Genomic DNA, 16,506 nt, shown 5'->3' on the forward strand with positions numbered 1-16,506 from the left:
CTACTGCTCGTCCAGGAGCCGCCGCGCCGTGCGAGCGGCCGCCGAGCTGCCGCGCAGGCGGCCGAGCCAGTCCACGAGCTTGGGGTCGGCGACGGGCGTCGACAGGTGGATCGTCTGGTCGCGCAGGACGTCCAGGAGCTTGTTGAGCCCGCGCTGGTCGGATGGGAGCTGCGGCAGCAGGGCGGTCAGCAGACTGACGACAGCAGCCGCACCGCCCGGGGCGTGGGCAACGGACGCCAGCGACTCCGCCCAGCGCCCCGCCTGCCAGGCCGGGGCGTACTTCGCCAGCGCGGCCGCGACGGCCGTCGACTCCAGCCGTCCCGTCGGCACCAGGTCGACGAACGCGTCGACGGCGTGCAGCCGGTGGTGACGATGCGTGGCGGAGAGCCCGGCAGCGAGCGTGAGCGCGGCCAGGCCGCCGAGGCGTCCCGGGCTCTGGGCCAGAGCGTCGAGCACCCGCGGCACGTCGTGGTTGAGCTCCCAGTCCCACGCGTCCAGGACGCCGCTGCAAGTCAGCGCCAGGGCGTGCTCGGCGTCGTGCGGCCAGATGGCGGCGAGCGTCGGGACCCAGTCCGCGAGAGCGCTGTACGCCGAGAGCTGGCCCTTCAGCTCGGTCGGCTGGTCGTCCAGCCCTCCCCCGGAGCCAGCGGCGACGTGCCCCGGGGAGACGATCGTGAAGCGGATCGTCCAGTAGTGGAAGGGTTTGCCGTTGTCGACTGCCTCGGTGCGGACGGGCTCGCCGGCCACCTGCGGCAGCTCGTCGGCGGCGTACGGCGCCCGCGACCGGCGGGCGGCCACCCACCACGCCTCGGGTCCTTCCCGCCGCTCCGTTGGCTGCCCGCCGAGCGCGAAGCGCACGGCAGGCGGGAGCACCGCTGCGCCGCGAGCGGCGTGCTCGCGACCGTCAGGATGGAGGCGAAGCAGGGCGGCGACCAGGTCGTGGTGACGAGGTGCGTGCCGTCCTTCGAGCCGGCGGACCAGTGCGTCGGGACTCACCCATCCGCCGGGGAGGTCGGGCGTGGCCAGCAGCGGTCCCGGGTGCTCGCGCAGCTCGCCGAGGCGTCGTACGACGAAGCGCTGGGCGGCCAGGAGGACGCGCGCAGGCTCGGCGGGCTGACCGAGGAGGTCCAGCACCAGCCGGGCCACCTGCCCCGGCAACCAGCTGTCGCGCATGTCCGTCCTGGGACCGCGCGCGACGACGGCGAGCGCCCGCTTGCGCAACGGCGCCAGCGCCCGCTCCGACCCTGGCTCGACCAGCGCCGCCAGCACGGCTTCGAGACCGGCCACGTCGGAGGCGTCCTCGAGCAGTGCTGCCGTCCTCTCGGCGAGGTCGTCCGTCGTCACCGGTTCCGGCGCCGGCATCAGCCGTTGGGCCACCGGCGTCTCGTCGCTCGCGGTGGCGTCTGAGGCCAGGCCCAGCTCGACCCGCACGCTGGGGGCCAGCTCGTCGGCAGCTTCAGCCAGACCGTCCGCGGCTCCTGCGGCTTCGAGCAACGCCACGGCCACCCGCTGCACGTCCGCGTGCGGATGACCGAGCGCGGTCCGCGCGACGTCGGCGGCGGCCCCGGCGCTCGTGCGGACATGGACCCGGGCGAGGCGCAGCGCGTCCAGCGCAGTGCCCTTGGCCTTGACCAGGGTCGCCGGCGGGAGGGCGGCCAGGGTCTCCTCGACCTCGAGCCGCTCGGCCTTCTGCAGCGGCAGGAGCTGCTTCAGGGCGAAGCCGACCGTCGCCGGCACCGAAGCGGCCAGCAGTCGCCGCAGCTCCGGTTGGAGCGACTCGAGCTCGTCGAGGCTCGGCTCGAACGCGAGGAAGGTCGCGGAGAACCACTGAGCCCGGTACGCCGCGAAGTCCCGAGCCAGCGTCCGCAAGCACTCGCGCAGGACACGGGCACGGTCGAGGGTGCCGTCGGCAGACAGCTCCACGAAGGTCGTGCGCCACTCGTCGCCGCCGAAGCGATCGACGTTCGCGAGACTGACTTCTCCCCCGCCCTCGACCTCGAAGAGCCGCCACAAGGTGGACTCGACGAGCTCGAGGTCGGCACGCAGCTTGTCAGGCTTGCGCTCACCGAAGCCGCTGACCATGGCCAGCACGTAGTTGTCGTCGTGCTCGAGCTCGATGGCGCCGAGCCGCTCCAGCAGCCGCGCCCGCACGAAGGCCTCCCCCGACCAGTAGCTTGCGGCCGCACTCCTCAGGTCGCGGACGACCAGACCCTGGAGCCAGGGCGGCTTTGCCTGCTCGGTCGCCTTCCCGCGCTTCGCAGCAGCGTGCAGAGCAGCGTCGACCGCGGCCCGGAGCGCCTGGTCGCGCTGCCACGCGAACTCGTGCTTCGCCTCTACCGCCTCCCGGGCGAGCGTCGCGAGAAAGCCGTACATCTCACTCGCCGACCGCTCGGCGACGGCGTCGTACGTCGGCAGCTGGCGCATCGGCCCATCATTGGCCGAAATCAGCCCACTGGGGCGGAAATGGAGCGAGCCGCACCGACGCGGCGCGGCTCGATCTGAGTGCAGATCCTCGAGTGGAGCTGAGGGGACTCGAACCCCTGACCCTCTGCATGCCATGCAGATGCGCTACCAGCTGCGCCACAGCCCCAGGCTTCCCGACAGCTGCCGGGCAACTCGCGGAATACTAGCCAACGCCCTCGTGCGTGGCGAAATCGGTGGTCCGGTTGTAGGCCATCAGGCGCAGCCGCCCCTCCTCACCGCTGTCGTCGAGGACGACCCAGCCGCAGTTGTCGAGCCCGCGGACGCCGGCGGCGAGGTCGAGGGGCCAGCCGAGAAGCTCCAGGAGGGCCACCTTGAGGGCAGCCCCGTGCGAGACGACGACGGCGCACTCCCCCGCTTGGAGGGCGTCATAGGCATCCCGGACGGCGGCGCAGACGCGGGCGACGACCGCGGCCGTGGACTCCGTCCCGGGGATGGCGTCGTACAGACCCAGCCGGATCGGCGTCGCGTGCTCGGGGTGTGCGGCGACGTACTCCGCCAGGGTCTGGCCGGTGCGCGGGCCGAGGTCGTACTCACGCAACCGCGCGTCCACGACCGCCTCCAGGCCGGTGGCGCGTCCGACGTACGCCGCGGTCTCGCGCGCCCGGGCCAGGTCGGAGGTCCACAGCGCCGCCGGGTCCAGGCGAGCCAGCTCCGGCGCCACGGCCGCCGCCTGCGCGCGGCCGACGTCGTCCAGCGGCACGTCTGCCTGCCCCTGGGCGCGCATCTCGTGGTTCCAGGCCGTGCGCCCGTGCCGCAGCAGCACCAGCCGCCGGGGCGGAATCGCGCGATCAGCCACCGGGGCGGGTGACGTCCGCCGGCAGCGGGAGCGCCGGGCAGTCGCGCCACAGGCGCTCGAGCGCGTAGAACGCCCGCTCCTCCTCGTGCTGCACGTGCACGACGATCTCGCCGTAGTCGAGCAGCACCCAGCGACCCTCACGCTGGCCCTCGCGGCGGATCGGCTTCGCGCCGACCTCGCGGAGCTTGTCCTCGATCTCGTCGACGATCGCCTTGACCTGGCGGTCGTTGGACGCCGACGCCAGCAGGAACGCGTCGGTGATCGCGAGCTGGTCGCTGACGTCGAAGGCCAGGATGTTGGTGGCCAGCTTGTCGGAGGCCGCCCGGGCGGCCACCTCGACGAGGGTGACGGCGTGGTCGTCGGCGGTCATTCGCTCGCTTCCGTGCGGGTGGGGTTCTGTTCGGGGTCGTGACGGGGATAGAGGTCGTGCTTCGCGATGTACTGCACCACACCGTCGGGGACGAGGTACCACACGGGTTCACCTCGGCGCTTGCGTGCACGGCAGTCGGTCGAGGAGATCGCCAGTGCCGGGATCTCCACCATCGTCACCCGGTCGCTCGGGATCGCCTCCAGCGTCGCCCGGTCCATCTCGTACCCAGGGCGCGTGCAACCCACGAACCTCGCCAGCGCGAAGAGCTCGTCGGGGTTGCGCCACGTGAAGATCTCGGCCAGCGCATCGGCACCCGTGATGAAGTACAGCTCGGCGTCGGGGTGGAGGGTCTTGAGGTCACGCAGCGTGTCAGCGGTGTACGTCGGCCCCTCCCGGTCGATGTCGACGCGCGAGACGGTGAAGCGAGGGTTGGCAGCGGTGGCGATCACCGTCATCAGGTAGCGGTGCTCGGCCTCGGTGACGTCACGGTCGGCCTTCTGCCAGGGCGCGCCGGTCGGCGCGAAGATGACCTCGTCGAGGTCGAACCACGCCTGCACCTCCGACGCGGCGACGAGGTGCCCGTGGTGGATCGGGTCGAAGGTGCCGCCCATGACGCCGATACGTCGCGAGCCGGACCTGGGTTGCGCCACCTGGGGCTCAGCTGTGGTCGCGACCGCCTCCGAAGGCGACCAGGACCAGCAACAGGGACAGCAGCAGGCCGAGCGCGATCGCGCCCACGGCGTAGGGGTGGATCGCGGGCTCGGAGGCTTCTTCCGCGGCCCGCAGCACAACGGCGCTCAACGACATGGCCGGAACCCTACCGTCTGAGGCTCCCGACATCGGACCTGCACCATCGGACACGTACGTCGCGAGCTCATCGAACGTGGCCGTCGCCGGTCACGACGTACTTCGTCGTGGTCATCTCGGGCAGGCCCATCGGTCCGCGGGCGTGCAGCTTCTGGGTGCTGATGCCGATCTCGGCGCCGAACCCGAACTCGGCCCCGTCGGTGAAGCGCGTGGACGCGTTGACGAGGACGGCGGCCGAGTCGACCTCGGCGACGAACCGCCGCGCCGCAGCGAGGTCCTCGGTGACGATGGCGTCGGAGTGCTGCGAGGACCAGCGCCGGACGTGCGCGAGCGCGGCGTCGAGGTCGGGCACCACACGAGCGGAGATGTCGAGCGAGAGGTACTCCTCGGCCCAGTCGTCGTCGGTCGCGAGTACGACGCCGGGCCGGGCACCGAACGTCTCGTCACCGTGCACCGTGACGCCCTCCGCGTGGAGCGCGTCGACGACCCGGGGCACGAAGACGTCCGCCACATCTGCGTGCACGAGCAGCGACTCCGCGGCGTTGCAGACCGAGGTGCGGTGGGTCTTGGCGTTGACGACGATGGCGAGCGCCTTGTCGAGGTCGGCCCCGCGGTCGACGTACACGTGGCAGTTGCCGACACCGGTCTCGATGACCGGGACGGACGACTCCTCCACGACGCTGCGGATCAGCCCCGCGCCGCCGCGCGGGATCAGCACGTCGACGAGGCCGCGGGCCCGCATCAGGGCCTTCACGGACTCGTGGGAGTCTCCCGGCACCAGCTGCACCACGTCGGGGTGGAGGCCGCTCGTCCCGACCGCGGTGCGCAGCACGTCGACGATGGCAGCGTTGCTCGACCTGGCGCTCGAGCTGCCACGCAAGAGCACCGCGTTGCCGGACTTCAAGCAGATGCCCGCTGCGTCGGCGGTGACGTTGGGGCGCGCTTCGTAGACCATCGCGACCACGCCGAAGGGCACCCGCACCTGCCGCAGCTCGAGGCCGTTGGCGAGGGTGCTTCCGCGGACGACATCGCCCACCGGGTCGGGCAGCCCGGCCACGTCGCGCAGCCCCGCGGTCATGCCGTCGAGGCGGTCGTCGGTGAGCCGCAGACGGTCGACGATGTTGGCGGGCGTGCCACCGTCCTCGGCGCGCGCCACGTCCTCGGCGTTGGCCGTCAGGACCGCGTCGCGACCACGATCCAGCGCGTCGGCCATGGCCAGCAGCGCCTCGTCCTTCTGGGCGCGGGTCGCCACCGCCAGCGACAGGGACGCCGTGCGGGCGCGCTCGGCGGCGTCACGGACGTCGGACTCGACGGTCATGAGGTCAGTATTCCTCGGTGGTCGAGCAGCGAGCGAAGCGAACGACCAGATCCACCGGTGGTCGAGCAGCGAGCGAAGCCAGCGACCAGATCCACCGGTGGTCGAGCAGCGAGCGAAGCCAGCGACCAGATCCACCGGTGGTCGAGCAGCGAGCGAAGCCAGCGACCAGATCCACCGGTGGTCGAGCAGCGAGCGAAGCGAGCGACCAGATCCACCGGTGGTCGAGCAGCGAGCGAAGCGAGCGATCAGTCGAGACCACCACTGGAGGTGTCCCCACTGTCGGCGGTCGTCTCACCGGGTCTCGACACGCCGCGAACGCGACCTCGTTCCTCGGTCGCTGCGGCTGCTCGACCTGGCCGCGTGAACGCCGACTCCTCGTTCCTCGGAGTCGGCTGCGCGTCTCACTTGCGCTGGGTGACCTGCTCGGTGAGGGCGGGGAGCACCGTGTGGAGGTCACCGACGACGCCGAAGTCGACGAGCTCGAAGATCGGCGCCTCCTCGTCCTTGTTGACCGCGACGATGGTCTTGGAGGTCTGCATGCCGGCCCGGTGCTGGATCGCACCGGAGATGCCGTTGGCCATGTAGAGCTGCGGCGAGACGGTCTTGCCGGTCTGGCCGATCTGGTAGGAGTGCGGCCGCCAACCGGCGTCCACCGCAGCCCGCGAGGCGCCCACGGCCGCGCCGAGGGAGTCCGCGAGGGCCTCGATGACCGCGAAGCTCTCCTCCGAGCCGACCCCCCGCCCCCCGGAGACCACGATCGCGGCCTCGGTGAGCTCGGGACGACCGGTGGCCTGACGCGGCTGCGAGGCGACGATCTGGGCGGTCTTGGCGCCCTCGGACACGGTCGCGCCGAACTCCTCCACGACGCCGGCGCCCGGGGCCTCCTGCGGAGCCGCGGAGTTGGGCTTCACCGTGATGATCGGCGTGCCCTTGGTGACCTTCGCCTGCACGGTGTAGTTGCCCGCGAACACCGACTGCGTGGTGGTCGCGTCGTCGGCGACGTCGACGGCATCGGTGATCAGCCCGGACTCGAGCTTGATCGCGAGCCGGGCCGCGACCTCCTTGCCCTCGGCCCCCGAGGTGATCAGGATCGCCGCGGGTGAGACCTGCTGCGCCAGCTGCTGCAGCGCCTCGGCCTTCGGCGCGACCAGGTAGCCCTTGATCGAGGCGTCGTCGACGACGTAGACCTTCTCCGCGCCGTAGGCCTTCACCTTCTCCGCGACCTCGGCGCCCTGCGCCGCGGCGCCGATGAACACCGCGGACGGCTCGCCGAGCCGCTTGGCGATCGTGAGCAGCTCGTACGTCGGCTTCTTGACCGCACCGTCGACGTGGTCGACCAGAACCAGGACCTCAGACATGACTGCGTCTCTCTCTCGGCTGCTCAGATGAACTTCTTGGCGGCGAGGAACTCGGCCAGCGCGGTGGCGCCCGACCCGTTCTCGTCCTTCACGATCTCCCCCGCCGACCGCGGCGGACGGGCGGTGGTGTCCACGACCTCGGTCCACGCCGCACCCAGTCCCACCTCACCGGCCTCGACACCGAGGTCTGCCAACGTCAGGGTCTCCAGGGGCTTCTTCTTCGCCGCCATGATCCCCTTGAACGACGGGTAGCGCGCCTCGCCGGACTGGTCGGTCACCGACAGCACCAACGGCAGCGTCGCGCCGATCACCTCGGTCGCGGTGTCCCCGTCACGCTTGATCCGCACCTGGTCGCCCTGCGTCTCCACCACCGACGCCAAGGTGACCTGCGGCCACCCCAGCCGCTCGGCCAGCATCGCGGGCACCACACCCATCGACCCGTCGGTCGACGCCAGACCACACACCACGATGTCGACCGCCCGATCGGCGTTCAGCTTCTCCACCGCCTTGGCCAGCACCAGCGACGTCGCGACCGCGTCGGAACCCGCGATCGCCTCGTCGGAGACGTGGACACCCTGGTCGACGCCCATCTGCAGCGCCTTGCGCACCGCGTCGACCGCCTTCTCCGGGCCCACGGTCAGCGCCGTGACGGTGTGCTCCTCGCCCTCGCGCTTCTCGGTCAGCTGCAACGCCTGCTCCACCGCGTACTCGTCGAGCTCGGACAACAACCCGTCCACGCCCACCCGGTCGACCGTGCCGTCGGACTCGAAGTGCCGGTCCGCGGTGGCGTCGGGGACGTGCTTGACCAGGACGAGGATGTTCATGAACTGCCTCTCGAACGAAGACTGGCGTGTGACTGCGTCGCTCTCGGAGGTTACCCACGAGCAACCCCACCGCGGAACCGAGGTCCGCGGTGGGGTTCCCCACACTGTGGACCGGGTCTCACCCGGACGCTCAGGTGTTCGAGGTCCTGTCAGCCGACGGTGAAGGCGTCGACGTCACGCGAGCCCTTCCAGCTCTCGCGGCCGACGTACTTCACCTTGACCTTGTAGTTGCCCTTCGCGTGGATGCGCTGGAGCGTGACCTGCTTGTGGCCGCCGCGCAGCGCGACGATCTTGGTCTGCCAGACCTTGCCGTTGCGGACGAGCTTGACCTTGATCTTGCCCTTGGCGGTGGTGCCGTGCTCGCTGACGACCGCCACGTCGGCCGTGGCCTTGGCACCCTTCGCGATGTCAGGGGCGTCGACCGTGGTCGTCGTCTTGTCGCGCACCACCTTGATGGTGTCGACGGCGGCGTTCTGGCCCGGGTTGAGCACGCACGGGATGGTCTGCGGCGATCCGGCGATGGGGGTCCCGTTCGCCTCGGTCAGGTTCAGCACCGTCGTGAAGTTGCCGACGGCGATGTCGTAGACGTTCCCGACCTTCGTGCCTGCGAAGGGCCCCGCGGGGCCGGACGCCTCCAGCACCAGCGGCCCGTTGGGCGGGATGTTCGTCGAGGGCACCGTCAGCGTGAGCGGGCGGGCGGTGTCGTCCACCGTGGCTGCGACGTCGGCCTTCCCGTCGGCCTTCTTGGCGCCGGCGAGGCGTACCTGGTCGGCGACGTCCGCCGGGATGGTGAGGATGCCGCTGGCGGCCGGCGTGATGGTCTCGCCGTAGGCGATCCTCCTCGGTGCGTCGGTGTCGGCGACGACGGTGACGGTCTTGGGCTGCCCCAGGATCGTGCAGGTGTAGTTGAGGGTGCCGGTGACGGCCTCGGCGGGAGAGGTGGCCACGACCAGGCCGGCCGTGAGGCCGGCGGTCAGCGTGGCGGCGCCGGTCGCGGCCACGAGTCGCGTGCGGGTTCTGGATGTCATGTTGTGCCGTCCTCCAGTGTGTTCGCGTACGGATACGTGAACTACGACGTCACCACTGAGACGTGAGTTCGCGCAAGTCGTCGTCAGCGGACCTTGACCTTGTCCGAGCCGTGGCTGCCCCGCATCTTGCTGCTGCCGAGGTACTTGGCGGTCACCGACCAGCCGCGCTCGTCCAACCTCCGCGTGCGCACCTTGGCCTTGCCCTTCTCCAGCTCGACGACCCGGTCGGAGACCAGCTCGCCGCGGTGGAAGACCTTGACCCGCACCTCCCCCTTGGGATTGCGCCCGTGCGTGGACACGACGGTGATCTTCGCCTTGCCGCGCGACCCCTTGGTCGTGTCCTTGCCCCGCACCGTCGTGGTCGTGGTGTCCTTCACGGTCGTGATCTTCTGCACCCGCGCACGCTCGCGGTCGGTCAGCGTGCAGGCGATCGTCACGTTCGGCACGGGCGAGGCAGGACTGCCGTCGGCGCGGTAGAGCGCCAGCGTGCCGGAGAGCTCGGCACCGATCCGCACCCGCCACTTCTGGTCGATGCGCTTGCCCTCGAAGGTGCCGACGGGGACGGCCGAGGTCAGGACCAACGACGACCCGGCGGGGGGCAGAGCCGTCCGCGCGATCGGGAGGGTCCAGGCGGCCATCGCCTTGTTGACGCCGCCCGGCAGGGCGAGCTGGCCGTCGACCGACGCGGCGCGCAGGTCGTCGCGGAACGTGGTGGTCACGTCCTCAGGCACGGTGATGGTCGCGGTCGCCGTCGCGGCGACGGTCTCGCCGAAGGCGAGTCGGGTCGGCGCGTCGGTGCTGACCTGGACGAGGAACGTCCGCGTCTGACCCAGCACCTGGCAGGTGTAGGGCAGCGGCGCGGTGGCGGCGGACGCCTGGATGCCCTCCCCCACGTGCGCTCCCGGTTGCGCCGACGACGCAGCCGCCGGCAGGAGCGCGGCCACCATCGCCGCGCCTAGGTACGTCGCCACTCTCACTTGCAGGACCTCCTCGTCCGAGGAGTCGAGCCTCGCGCCCGACACCCGTCGGACGCGTCAGGACGCGCCGAGGTTCGCGACTCTGTGGATGTGGGCGGCTACGCGCGCGCCTACTTGCGGACGACGCCGCCGACGATCTTGCCGATGACCAGCCAGACGACAGCCGCCAGACCCCAGTTGACCACGGCGTTCTTGGTGCCGGCGTTCTTGCCCTCGAAACTGAAGACGCCGTTGCGCCGGTCGAAGACGCCGAAGTCGATCTGGGTGGCAGCGTCCTTCACCCAGCCGACGAGCGCGTTGGCGTCGTTGCCGCCCAGGGCCACCAGCAGGGCACCGGCGACGAGCACGAGCGCGCACAGCCCGGTCACGATCGTCACGGCCCTCGCCAGAAGCTCGCGCGCCCGCGTCACCTGTTGGGTGACCCGCAGCCTCTCCCTCAACGGCGTCCGCGGCGCCTTCGCACCTTCGGAGCCGTCCTTCGTGGTCTCGTCCGCCACAGCAGTCATCGTCTCAACCTCCCGCGCGTCCAACGACGCAGGCGCGCTGAGGGTACGGGGGTCTCGTGACGCTGGTTGCACGACCTCCTCGACCACCGGTCGTGCTACCTCCCTGAGAAGGTGGCCTTGCCCGGTCCGTTCTCGAGGAACGACTCGATGCCGGTCGTGCGGTCCTCGGTGTCGAAGAGCGCGGCGAACGCCTTCGCCTCGAGATCGAGGCCACGGTCCAGGTCGCCGTCGAGGCCGTCGTCGATGGTCTGCTTGGCGAGCCGAAGGGCCACCGTGGCCGCGCCGGCGAACTGCGCGGCCCACGCCAGCGCCTCGTCGTACACGCCTCCCCCGCTCACGACCCGGTCGACCATCCCGAGCGCCAGCGCCTCGTCGGCCTTGACGAAGCGGCCGGTGAAGATCAGGTCCTTGGCCCGGCTGGGGCCGATCAGCCGGCTGAGCCGCTGGGTGCCGCCCATGCCGGGGATCAGGCCGAGCAGTGACTCCGGCTGGCCGAGGGTGGCGTCGTCAGCGGCGAACCGTACGTCGGCGGTGAGGGCGAGCTCGCAGCCGCCGCCGAGCGCGTAGCCGGTCACCGCGGCGACCACTGGCTTGGGGATCCGGGCGACCTTGCGCATCTCCGCCTGGAGCCCGGCGGACGCCGCGACCATGTCGGCGTGAGACATGCCGGCCATCTCCTTGACGTCCGCGCCGGCGGCGAAGGTCCGCTCGCCGCCGTAGAGCACGACCGCCTTCACGTCGTCGCGCCCGGAGGCCTCGGTCGCCGCGGCGCCGATCTCCTGCTGCACCTGGATGGACAGCGCGTTCATCTTGGGGCGGTCGACCCGGATGGTCCCGACGCCGTCGGCCACCTCGAGCCGCACGAACTCACCAGTCACACGGCTCACCCTAACGACCACCTCCGAGAGGGTGGCCCTAGGGCGTCGTGCTCGAGAGGCCTCCGCCAGAATGGCGCGCGTGAGCCTGAACCGATCCCGGACCTGGAGCTGGTCGCACCGTGAGGAGCGGACGTCGGTCTGGCCGGGGAGGCACCAGTTCCTGGGGGCGCGCTGGAGCGAGGAGGCCACCAACTTCGCGGTGTGGTCGCCCGAGGCGACGGCGCTGTGGGTCTGCCTCTTCGACGAGGACGGCGTGGAGACACAGCACCAGCTCACCGAGCACACCCTCGGCGTCTGGCACGGCGCCATCCCCGGTCTCCCGGTCGGGCAGCTCTACGGGCTGCGGGCGGAAGGTCCCTGGGACCCGGTGCACGGCCGGCGCTTCAACCGTCACAAGCTGCTGCTCGACCCCTACGCCCGCGCCGTCACCGGCACCGTCACCCAGGGTCCGGAGGTGCTCGCCCACGACGCCGCCCGGCCGCACGCGGCCAGCACGCTCGACTCGGCGCCGGCGATGCCCCGCTGCGTGGTCACCCACGACGAGTTCGACTGGGACGGCGACACCCAGCTGCGCACCCGATGGCGCGACACCGTCATCTACGAGCTGCACGTCAAGGGCTTCACCAAGCTGCACAACGAGATCCCCGAGGACCTGCGCGGCACGTACGCCGGACTGGGGAGCCACACCGTCACCCGCTACCTGCAGGACCTCGGGGTCACCGCCGTCGAGCTGCTGCCCGTGCAGCACTACATCACCGAGCCCGGCGTGGCCGACCTCGGCCTGGTCAACTACTGGGGCTACAACACGATCGCCTTCCTGGCCCCCGAGGCGTCGTACGCGGCGGGCGGCGAGCGCGGCCAGCAGATCACCGAGTTCAAGCAGATGGTGAAGAACTTCCACGCCGCCGGCATCGAGGTGATCCTCGACGTGGTCTACAACCACACTGCCGAGGGCGGGCCGGACGGACCGACGTACTCGTTCCGCGGGCTCGACGACATCGGCATGTACAAGCGGGCCAGCAGCGTCGGCGACGCCTATTGGGACGTCACCGGCTGCGGCAACACGGTCGACACCACCAACCTCGGCGCGCTCCGCCTGATCATGGACTCGCTGCGCTACTGGGTGACCGAGATGCACGTCGACGGGTTCCGCTTCGACCTGACCTCGGCGCTCGCCCGCACCGGCCACGAGGTCGACATGCACAGCGCGTTCCTCACCACGATCAACCAGGACCCGGTGCTGCGGCACGTGAAGCTCATCGCGGAGCCGTGGGACGCGTCGATGGACGGCTACCAGGTCGGGTCGTTCCCGCCACCGTGGGTGGAGTGGAACGACCGTTACCGCGACAACCTGCGCGACTTCTGGCGTGGCCAAGGGTCGGTGCGCGAGATCGCCTCACGGCTGGCCGGCTCAGGGGACCTCTACGCCGACGACGGCCGGTCGCCCTACACGTCGGTCAACTTCGTGACCGCCCACGACGGCTTCACCCTGCGCGACCTCGTCTCCTACGACAGCAAGCACAACGAGGCGAACGGCGAGGACAACCGCGACGGCTCCAACGACAACCGGTCGTGGAACCACGGCGTCGAGGGCGAGACCGACGACCCCGAGATCAAAGCCCTGCGCCAGCGGCAGGCGGCCAACCTGATGGCGACGCTGTGCCTCTCCTCAGGCTCACCCATGCTGACCGCCGGCGACGAGCGCGGGCGCACGCAGAGGGGCAACAACAACGCCTACTGTCAGGACAACGAGATCTCGTGGGTGGACTGGCGTCCCGACGACGCGTGGCTCGACCTCTACGACCTGACCAAGACCGCACTGCGGCTGCGCCGCGAGCACCCAGCCCTGCGCCAGCGTCACCACTTCGTGGGCGCCCCCACCATCGAGGGCGGACCCAAGGACCTCGCGTGGATCCACCCCGAGGGACGCGAGATGACCGAGCAGGACTGGTACGACACCGACCTGCGCGTGCTGGGCATGTTCGTGTCGGGCGACCCGCTGCGCTCCCCCGGACCTCATGGCGAGCAGCAGTGGGACGCGTCGTTCCTCATCTGGTTCAACAACGGCCCGGACGACGCGGCCATCAGGCTGCCCGAGAACCAATGGGTCAACCACGGCGAGGTCGTGCTGTCCACCGACACCGGCAACCCCACCGGCTCCCCCGTCGGCGCCGGCGATGAGCTCACCCTGCAGGGACGATCGGTCCTGGTGCTGCGCCAGAGTCGTTGACTTGGCCCTGAAGGCCCCTTGACTTGGCCCTCCGGGCCCCTGGCATGACGCCCAAGGCCCTCTCGAGGGGCCCTGAGAGCCAAGTCAAGGGGCCTTCAGGGCCAAGTCAACGGCTAGGCGGGGAGGGCGACCAGGCCGAGCTCGGCGTCGGACACCAGGCGCTCGTTGTGGGGCACCACCCGGACGGTGTAGCCGAACGCCCCCGAGCGGTCGAGGGCGACGGTGCCGTCGAAGCGGTAACGGCCCCCCTCGTAGGTCTCGGCCAGCGTCAGCGTGTCCACGACGGTGTCCTTCAGCTGGTCGTCGCTGTCGAGCGAGCCGTGCACCAGCTGGACGGCGACGTCGTCGGTATCCAGGTCCCCGAGCGAGACGAACGCACGGACGTGGAGCTCCGCCCCGATCTCGGGGGTCTCGCTGACCCCGTCGCTCTCGACGTGCTCGACCCGGACCGCGTCCCAGGCGCCCATGACCCGCTGCTTCCACTCGGACAGCGCCTTCGCGCCGGCGTAGTCGCTGTTGAGCGCCCGGGCGTTCTGGGCGGCGGGCGCGTAGAGCTGGCGCACGTAGTCGCGGACCTGACGGGTCGCGAGCACCTTGGGGCCGAGCGACTTCAGGGTGTGCCGGACCATCTCGAGCCAGGCCTCGGGAACGCCGTCGGAGTCCACGTCGTAGAAGCGCGGCGCGACCTCGTTCTCGATGAGGTCGTAGAGGGCGCGCGCCTCGATGTCGTCGCGCTTGTCCTGGTCGTCGACGCCGTCGGCGGACGGGATCGCCCAGCCGTTGCCGCCGTCGTACCACTCGTCCCACCAGCCGTCGAGGATCGACAGGTTGAGGCCGCCGTTGAGCGCGGCCTTCATGCCGGAGGTGCCACAGGCCTCGTAGGGGCGCAGCGGGTTGTTGAGCCACACGTCACAGCCGGGGTAGAGCGGCTGCGCCATGGCGATGTCGTAGTTGGGCAGGAAGACGATGCGGTGACGGACCTCCGGGTCGTCGGCGAAGCGCACCATCTCCTGGATGAGCTTCTTGCCGCCGTCGTCGGCCGGGTGCGCCTTGCCCGCGATGACCAGCTGGACCGGGCGCTCGGGATGCAGCAGGAGCGCCTTCAGGCGGGCGGGGTCACGCAGCATCAGGGTGAGCCGCTTGTACGACGGCACCCGGCGGGCGAAGCCGATGGTCAGCACGTCGGCGTCGAGCGCCGAGTCGATCCAGGACAGCTCGGCCGAGGCGGCGCCACGGTGCTTCCAGGACTTCCGGACCCGCTTGCGGGCGTCGTCGACCAGTCGCTGGCGCAGCACCCGCTTGAGGGCCCACAGCTCGGAGCCGGGGATCTGGTCGACCAGCGGCCACAGCGCGTCGGTGTCGTCACCGTCGACGTCGGCACCCTGCTTGGCGGCCAGCCCGAAGATCTCGCGGGCCACCCAGGTGGGGCCATGCACGCCGTTGGTGACCGAGCCGATCGGCACCTCGGCCTCGTCGAAGGCCGGCCAGAGACCGTTGAACATCCCGCGGCTGACGTGACCGTGCAGCTCCGAGACGCCGTTGGCGCGCTGGGCGAGCCGGAAGCCCATGACCGCCATGTTGAAGACCCCGGCGTCGCCGCCCTCGTAGTCCTCCGCCCCGAGGGCGAGGATCCGGTCGAGCGGGACGCCCGGGACCACGCCGGCGGAGCCGAAGTACTGCTCGACCAGGTCGCGGGCGAAGCGGTCGATGCCGGCCGGCACCGGGGTGTGGGTGGTGAAGACCGTGCCGGCCCGCGAGACCTCCAGAGCGGTGTCGAAGTCCAGTCCGGGACCGCCCTCGGCGACCGTGAGCTCACGGATCCGCTCCAGGCCGAGGAAGCCCGCGTGGCCCTCGTTGGTGTGGAAGACCTCGGGCTCGGGGGCACCGCAGATGCGGCTGTAGACGCGCAGCGCGCGCACGCCGCCCACGCCGAGCAGGATCTCCTGGCGCAGCCGGTGCTCGCTCGTGCCGCCGTACAGACGGTCGGTCACCTCGCGGTAGTGGCCGGGGTTCTCCTCGAGGTCGGTGTCCATGAGCAGCAGCGGGACGCGGCCCACGTGAGCGATCCACAGGGTGGCGACGAGGTCAGGCCCTCCGGGCAGCTGGACGGTGACCTTGGCGCGCGAGCCGTCCTCCTCACGCAGCGGCGTGAGGGGCAGCTCGTCGGGGTCGAGGACCGGGTAGGTCTCCTGCTGCCAGCCGTCGGCCGACAGCGCCTGCTTGAAGTAGCCGTGCTTGTAGAGGAGGCCGACGCCGATGACCGGGATGCCGAGGTCACTGGAGGACTTGAGGTGGTCACCGGCCAGGATGCCGAGACCACCGGAGTACTGCGGCAGCACGGCCGTGATGCCGAACTCCGGGCTGAAGTAGGCGATGCTCCGCGGCGCGTCGGCGCCGCCCTTGCGCTGGTACCAGCGGTCCTCGGTGAGGTAGGCGTCCAGGTCGGCCTGGGCCTGCCCCAGCCTGGCGAGGTACGTCGCGTCGCCGGCCAGCTCCCTCAGGCGGGCCTGGCCCAGGCTGCCGAGCAGCTTGACCGGGTCCTTGCCGACGGACTCCCACAGGGCGGGGTCCGCGGTCTCGAAGACGTCCTGCGTCTCGGGGTGCCACGACCAGCGCAGGTTGCCAGCCAGGGTGCCGAGTGAGGCCAGCGCCTCGGGGAGGACAGGACGGACGGTGAATCGACGGATCGCGCGCACGAGAGGGGACGCTACTCCCCCGGGTTGGATCGATCCAAGACTTCGTCGAACCAGACTTGCCGATGCATTGGTACCGGGGCGCTCAACCCCTCAGGATGAGCTCCTGCGAACCCCGCCACCACGCCAGCCCGACGACGACCACGAGGCACACCAAGGCGAACCTCCACGCGAGGCCGACCGTAGGGCTGCGACCGAGCGGCCTCGGGCACGCTTCCCGACCAACCAGCAGACCCC

14 protein-coding genes and 1 tRNA gene are annotated in these 16,506 nt (G+C 70.9%); 1 reads left to right on the plus strand and 14 read right to left on the minus strand.

Annotated features, from left to right (window positions below):
* The 13 genes from ABD295_RS09715 to ABD295_RS09775 form a co-directional block, all read right to left on the minus strand.
* Positions 1–2,424 (minus strand): DUF6493 family protein, encoded by a 2,424-nt coding sequence (locus ABD295_RS09715; protein ID WP_344303504.1) that lies wholly within the window; start codon positions 2,422–2,424, stop codon positions 1–3.
* Between the two features lie 93 nt (positions 2,425–2,517).
* Positions 2,518–2,590: transfer RNA gene (locus ABD295_RS09720), tRNA-Ala, on the minus strand.
* A gap of 36 nt (positions 2,591–2,626) precedes the next feature.
* A complete protein-coding gene (locus tag ABD295_RS09725; protein ID WP_344303505.1) occupies positions 2,627–3,280 on the minus strand; it encodes a histidine phosphatase family protein in 654 nt (217 codons plus the stop codon).
* On the minus strand, positions 3,273–3,650 hold the full coding sequence (gene rsfS, locus ABD295_RS09730) for a ribosome silencing factor (RefSeq protein ID WP_344303506.1): 378 nt from the start codon (positions 3,648–3,650) through the stop codon (positions 3,273–3,275). The genes ABD295_RS09725 and rsfS overlap by 8 nt, the downstream gene beginning before the upstream one ends.
* Positions 3,647–4,261 carry a nicotinate-nucleotide adenylyltransferase gene (gene nadD, locus ABD295_RS09735; RefSeq protein ID WP_425574062.1) on the minus strand — a complete coding sequence of 205 codons (615 nt, stop codon included), beginning with the start codon at positions 4,259–4,261 and terminating at the stop codon, positions 3,647–3,649. Before nadD ends, rsfS begins: the two co-directional genes overlap by 4 nt.
* 46 nt (positions 4,262–4,307) lie before the next feature.
* The gene (locus ABD295_RS09740; RefSeq protein ID WP_344303508.1) at positions 4,308–4,457 is read right to left on the minus strand and encodes a hypothetical protein; all 150 of its coding nucleotides are present in this window, start codon (positions 4,455–4,457) and stop codon (positions 4,308–4,310) included.
* 67 nt (positions 4,458–4,524) lie between these two features.
* Positions 4,525–5,775 carry a glutamate-5-semialdehyde dehydrogenase gene (locus ABD295_RS09745; protein WP_344303509.1) on the minus strand — a complete coding sequence of 417 codons (1,251 nt, stop codon included), beginning with the start codon at positions 5,773–5,775 and terminating at the stop codon, positions 4,525–4,527.
* Between the two features lie 401 nt (positions 5,776–6,176).
* Positions 6,177–7,133 (minus strand): electron transfer flavoprotein subunit alpha/FixB family protein, encoded by a 957-nt coding sequence (locus tag ABD295_RS09750; RefSeq protein ID WP_344303510.1) that lies wholly within the window; start codon positions 7,131–7,133, stop codon positions 6,177–6,179.
* 23 nt (positions 7,134–7,156) lie between these two features.
* Positions 7,157–7,957 (minus strand): electron transfer flavoprotein subunit beta/FixA family protein, encoded by an 801-nt coding sequence (locus ABD295_RS09755; protein WP_344303511.1) that lies wholly within the window; start codon positions 7,955–7,957, stop codon positions 7,157–7,159.
* 149 nt (positions 7,958–8,106) lie between these two features.
* Positions 8,107–8,985, minus strand: a complete 879-nt coding sequence (locus ABD295_RS09760; RefSeq protein ID WP_344303513.1) for a DUF6801 domain-containing protein — start codon at positions 8,983–8,985, stop codon at positions 8,107–8,109.
* 83 nt (positions 8,986–9,068) lie between these two features.
* Positions 9,069–9,962: a DUF6801 domain-containing protein gene (locus tag ABD295_RS09765; RefSeq protein WP_344303514.1), complete on the minus strand. Its 894-nt coding sequence runs from the start codon at positions 9,960–9,962 to the stop codon at positions 9,069–9,071.
* Positions 9,963–10,072: 110 nt separating this feature from the next.
* The gene (locus ABD295_RS09770; RefSeq protein ID WP_344303515.1) at positions 10,073–10,468 is read right to left on the minus strand and encodes a hypothetical protein; all 396 of its coding nucleotides are present in this window, start codon (positions 10,466–10,468) and stop codon (positions 10,073–10,075) included.
* A gap of 95 nt (positions 10,469–10,563) precedes the next feature.
* Entirely contained in the window at positions 10,564–11,346 is a 783-nt protein-coding gene (locus ABD295_RS09775; protein ID WP_344303516.1) for an enoyl-CoA hydratase/isomerase family protein, read from the minus strand.
* A gap of 79 nt (positions 11,347–11,425) precedes the next feature.
* Here ABD295_RS09775 and glgX point away from each other — a divergent pair, with 79 nt between their 5' ends.
* The gene (gene glgX / locus ABD295_RS09780) at positions 11,426–13,576 is read left to right on the plus strand and encodes a glycogen debranching protein GlgX (protein ID WP_344303517.1); all 2,151 of its coding nucleotides are present in this window, start codon (positions 11,426–11,428) and stop codon (positions 13,574–13,576) included.
* Between the two features lie 113 nt (positions 13,577–13,689).
* Here the strand turns inward: glgX and glgP are convergent, their stop codons facing one another.
* Entirely contained in the window at positions 13,690–16,272 is a 2,583-nt protein-coding gene (gene glgP / locus ABD295_RS09785; RefSeq protein ID WP_344303518.1) for an alpha-glucan family phosphorylase, read from the minus strand.
* Between the last annotated feature and the right edge of the window lie 234 nt (positions 16,273–16,506).

The sequence above is a fragment of the Nocardioides bigeumensis genome (assembly GCF_039531755.1).
GTDB classification, from domain to species: domain Bacteria; phylum Actinomycetota; class Actinomycetes; order Propionibacteriales; family Nocardioidaceae; genus Nocardioides; species Nocardioides bigeumensis.

Excerpts from the sequence above, each read along its gene's own strand:
- ABD295_RS09715 (WP_344303504.1), bottom strand. The coding sequence starts at position 2,424 with ATGCGCCAGCTGCCGACGTACGACGCCGTCGCCGAGCGGTCGGCGAGT.
- ABD295_RS09755 (WP_344303511.1), bottom strand. The coding sequence starts at position 7,957 with ATGAACATCCTCGTCCTGGTCAAGCACGTCCCCGACGCCACCGCGGAC.
- rsfS (WP_344303506.1), bottom strand. The coding sequence starts at position 3,650 with ATGACCGCCGACGACCACGCCGTCACCCTCGTCGAGGTGGCCGCCCGG.
- ABD295_RS09745 (WP_344303509.1), bottom strand. The coding sequence starts at position 5,775 with ATGACCGTCGAGTCCGACGTCCGTGACGCCGCCGAGCGCGCCCGCACG.
- ABD295_RS09750 (WP_344303510.1), bottom strand. The coding sequence starts at position 7,133 with ATGTCTGAGGTCCTGGTTCTGGTCGACCACGTCGACGGTGCGGTCAAG.
- ABD295_RS09760 (WP_344303513.1), bottom strand. The coding sequence starts at position 8,985 with ATGACATCCAGAACCCGCACGCGACTCGTGGCCGCGACCGGCGCCGCC.
- ABD295_RS09770 (WP_344303515.1), bottom strand. The coding sequence starts at position 10,468 with ATGACTGCTGTGGCGGACGAGACCACGAAGGACGGCTCCGAAGGTGCG.
- ABD295_RS09740 (WP_344303508.1), bottom strand. The coding sequence starts at position 4,457 with ATGTCGTTGAGCGCCGTTGTGCTGCGGGCCGCGGAAGAAGCCTCCGAG.
- nadD (WP_425574062.1), bottom strand. The coding sequence starts at position 4,261 with ATGGGCGGCACCTTCGACCCGATCCACCACGGGCACCTCGTCGCCGCG.